Below are 3,402 nucleotides of genomic sequence, written 5' to 3'. Positions count from 1 at the left end.
TTAATTTTAGTCCCGACGGCAAGACTTTGGTGAGCGGTAGTGATGACGGGACTATCATACTCTGGGATGTAGAAACAGGCAAGGAAATCCGCACCCTCAAAGGGCATGATGGCTCTGTCAATAGCGTTAATTTTAGTCCCGACGGCAAGACTTTGGTGAGCGGTAGTGATGACAACACTATCAAACTCTGGAATCTTGGGACAGACTGGGGTTTAAGTGATTTAATGGGGCGTAGTTGCGATTGGGTGCGGGTTGATTTGCACAATCCTAATTCTGGTGTCAGGAAGGAGGATAGGGGTTTGTGTGATGGGATTTGATCCCCCCCTGCCCCCCTTAAAAAGGGGGGAGAATTTAGTATCTGGGGAAATTTATCTAAATTTCGTTAAAATTATGATAGAAGGAATAGATCAGAAAAATGATGAATGAAAACTACCCGCTACTTTGAAGAACAAGTCTTGGTCAAAAGACCCTATCTTAAGCGAGAATGGTGTCAACAGGCTATCCAGAATCCAGTTAGACGAGAAATAGAACCAAACGGACGCATTCGTCATTGGTTATACATTCCCGAATTAGGAAAATACTTGCGAGTTGTCACTCTAGATGATGGAGAAACCATTCATAACGCCTTCCCAGATCGTAACTTTAAGGAGTAAAAAATGAAATTTAGTTATTATCCTGAAACCGATTCTCTATACATTAGCCTATCAGAAAAAACAAGCACCGATTCTCAAGAAATCGCCCCTGATATTGTTTTAGATTTTGATAGCGAAGGAAAATTAGTTGGAATTGATATTGATCAAGCTAGTCAAATTGTTGATTTAACTCGTTTAGAAACTGAATCTTTCCCCCTTAATTCTGTTATTTTAGCTCAATCAAAATAGTCTATATTAGAATCAAATAGCCAAAGAGATAACCATGGCTAAAATCTCCATTTCTTTACCCGATGAACTGGTTAATTACCTAAACCAGAAAGTAGAAAATAAAAGCATTTTCATCGCCTCAATTTTACAACAATGGCGACAACAACAAGAAGCAGAAGAACTCGCCCAAGCTTTTTTAGCAGTAGATGAACTAGAATTAGGATGGACTGACGAATGGCAAACAGCAGCGATTATCAACTCGGAAGCATTATGGCTGAAGTAAAACTGAGTTCTAAACATCTAAACTCCTTAAAAAAATTTATTGAAGACGCATTAACCGAAAGACTGCAAGAACTTCAAGAAGGAATTAAGCGCACCCAAGAACGAATAACTTTTTTTGAAAATAAGTATCAAATGCAGACAAAAGAATTTCTCAGAAGATTTGAAAACAATAAACTGCAGCATACCTTAGACTTTGATGAATGGATGGGAGAAGCTTGGATGCTAGAAGCTTTACTGCAAGACAAAGAAGAAATTGAGGAGATAGAATTTGTTGATTAATGACTATTTTCAAGAGATTAGACATCTCATTGAAGCTTGTCCAATAGTTCAATCTTATAACCTCATTACTGATAGTAGAAGTCTTTATGTAGGGTTTGCGGCAAAAAGTACGGGCGAAGCATTCGGATAGAAAATCTCTGGTTTCACCGATAGGTTATTGCCCGAATGCTTCGCCCCTACAGGACGCGGGCCGATAATAAAAGTTTATGCTCAGAAAATTAATTAGGGCTGGCTGAAAAAGTAGGGGCGAAGCATTCGGATAGGAAATCTACGGTTTCACCGATAGGTTATGCCCGAATGCTTCGCCCCGAAGATGCAAGGTTTTCAACCACGATTCTCTCAAAATCTTGCACCTGTTTCGCAAAATAGGCCCCTAAAACCCTTACCTCGTCTATATTTCACATTTATTCAGCAAGCCCTAATTACACTCTTTTAAAAAGTTTCTTTATTTCGACAGTAGCTGTCAGTATCTCCCGTAATTGTAGCGTTTAGAAATGCCTAATCTTAACCAATTAAAAAAGCGAGAAAGTATGAGCAACCCTTCTCGCTTTATTATAACTAAACCAACGCCTCCACAGCGTCTGGAACCACTGCCGTCTCAGTTGTGGGATTTTCCCCTAGGTAAATTCCCAAAGAACGGGCTGTTTTGACGATAAAACCATCAGGATCAACGGGATAGGCACAGCGATGCTCTTGATGACATTGTTTGATAATTTTGATCACTGGTTTCAGGGGCAAACTACGCACTTGTCCCCCGCGCCAAATCACCACGCGATCGAGTTTTCCCTGTTCGATTAATTCTACGGCCTTAATGCCGAAAGCCGTGGCTAACAGTCGATCCATGGCCAAAGGAGGACGACTTCTTTGCAGGTGTCCCAAAGACATGGCCCGCACATCCATGGAATTGAGATAACAGAAGACGGGATCGGTAACGCACAAAGAGCGAGTTTTGTCAAATATTAATTTTTCTAAATAATCGGCAATATACTTCTCTTTTTGGTTATCTTCGTTTTTAACACCCTCAGAAATCACAATGAGAGCGAATTTACGACCTTGAGCGCGTAATTCTGCCAAATGGCGACAACAACCGTCGATAATTGCGGGAGTGAGAGCCGGGGTTAATTCGGGAATAAAAATCGCATCGGCACCTCCGGCAATCCCAGCATGAAGAGCTAGATGACCGGCATCTCTACCCATCACCTGCACAATCATCACCCTTTCGTGACTAGCGGCGGTAAAGGTGAGATCATACAAAGCTTGAGTAACGATATCGACGGCAGTGGTAAAACCGACTGCCCATTCCGTATAGGGAACGTCATTATCGATGGTTTTGGGAACCGCGATAATATTCCAATTGCCTTTCTGGGCGAGATCGTAGATGATATCGATGCTCCCATCGCCTCCAACGACGATCAGGGCATCTAATCCCAGCATTTCGTATCCTTGCAGGATTTTCGTGGCAATTTCTGGGTTTTCGGGATGTCCTTTGCTCAAAGAACCCAAAACACTACCACTAAGAAACTGCAAAACGTCTAATCCTTTCAAGACCCCGGGTAGGTTATAGCCATGCTGAGTCAGGATCAAATCTTCGGGGTGATATTTTCCCTCGGCAATCTGCATAAAACCGTCGGTCCCGTAGGGAATGCCGTACACATCCCAACCCTTGAGTTTTGATGATTTCACCACGGCACGAATTACCGCGTTTAACCCCGGGCAATCGCCACCACTGGTCAGAATGCCGATTTTTTTCTTTTGATTCTCGTTCATAGTTATATCCTCCTGGATTTTTTTGTCAGTTATCAGTTATCAGTGATCAGATGTAAGTTTTCAGTTTTCAGTTAAGTAGCTGGTTATAATTAAATTAAAAATCGATTTTAGGTTCGATCCCCCCTGCCCCCCTTGATAAGGGGGGTGCCGATCCCCCCTGCCCCCCTTGATAAGGGGGGTGCCGATCCCCCCTGCCCCCCTTGATAAGGGGGGT

The 3,402-nt window shown here is 42.5% G+C and carries 6 protein-coding genes; 5 read left to right on the top strand and 1 reads right to left on the bottom strand.

Features of this window, described 5'->3' with window-relative positions:
* The 5 genes from PX481_RS07540 to PX481_RS07520 all read left to right on the top strand — a co-directional run.
* Positions 1-317: WD40 repeat domain-containing protein (locus tag PX481_RS07540; protein ID WP_288094208.1), on the top strand; the 317-nt coding region annotated here is incomplete at its 5' end.
* A 105-nt stretch (positions 318-422) separates the two neighbouring features.
* Complete coding sequence (locus PX481_RS07535) at positions 423-653, top strand: hypothetical protein (protein WP_002742722.1); 231 nt, start codon at positions 423-425, stop codon at positions 651-653.
* Positions 654-656: 3 nt separating this feature from the next.
* A complete protein-coding gene (locus tag PX481_RS07530; protein ID WP_002742721.1) occupies positions 657-881 on the top strand; it encodes a DUF2283 domain-containing protein in 225 nt (74 codons plus the stop codon).
* Between the two features lie 34 nt (positions 882-915).
* Positions 916-1,143: a DUF8778 family protein gene (locus PX481_RS07525; protein WP_288094207.1), complete on the top strand. Its 228-nt coding sequence runs from the start codon at positions 916-918 to the stop codon at positions 1,141-1,143.
* Complete coding sequence (locus PX481_RS07520; protein ID WP_288094206.1) at positions 1,131-1,421, top strand: hypothetical protein; 291 nt, start codon at positions 1,131-1,133, stop codon at positions 1,419-1,421. Before PX481_RS07525 ends, PX481_RS07520 begins: the two co-directional genes overlap by 13 nt.
* A gap of 558 nt (positions 1,422-1,979) precedes the next feature.
* Here the strand turns inward: PX481_RS07520 and PX481_RS07515 are convergent.
* Entirely contained in the window at positions 1,980-3,188 is a 1,209-nt protein-coding gene (locus tag PX481_RS07515; RefSeq protein WP_288094205.1) for an ATP-dependent 6-phosphofructokinase, read from the bottom strand.
* Positions 3,189-3,402: the final 214 nt, after the last annotated feature.

The organism is Microcystis sp. M53603_WE2 (genome assembly GCF_030065435.1).
This window is presented reverse-complemented; position numbering and strand designations above follow the sequence as displayed.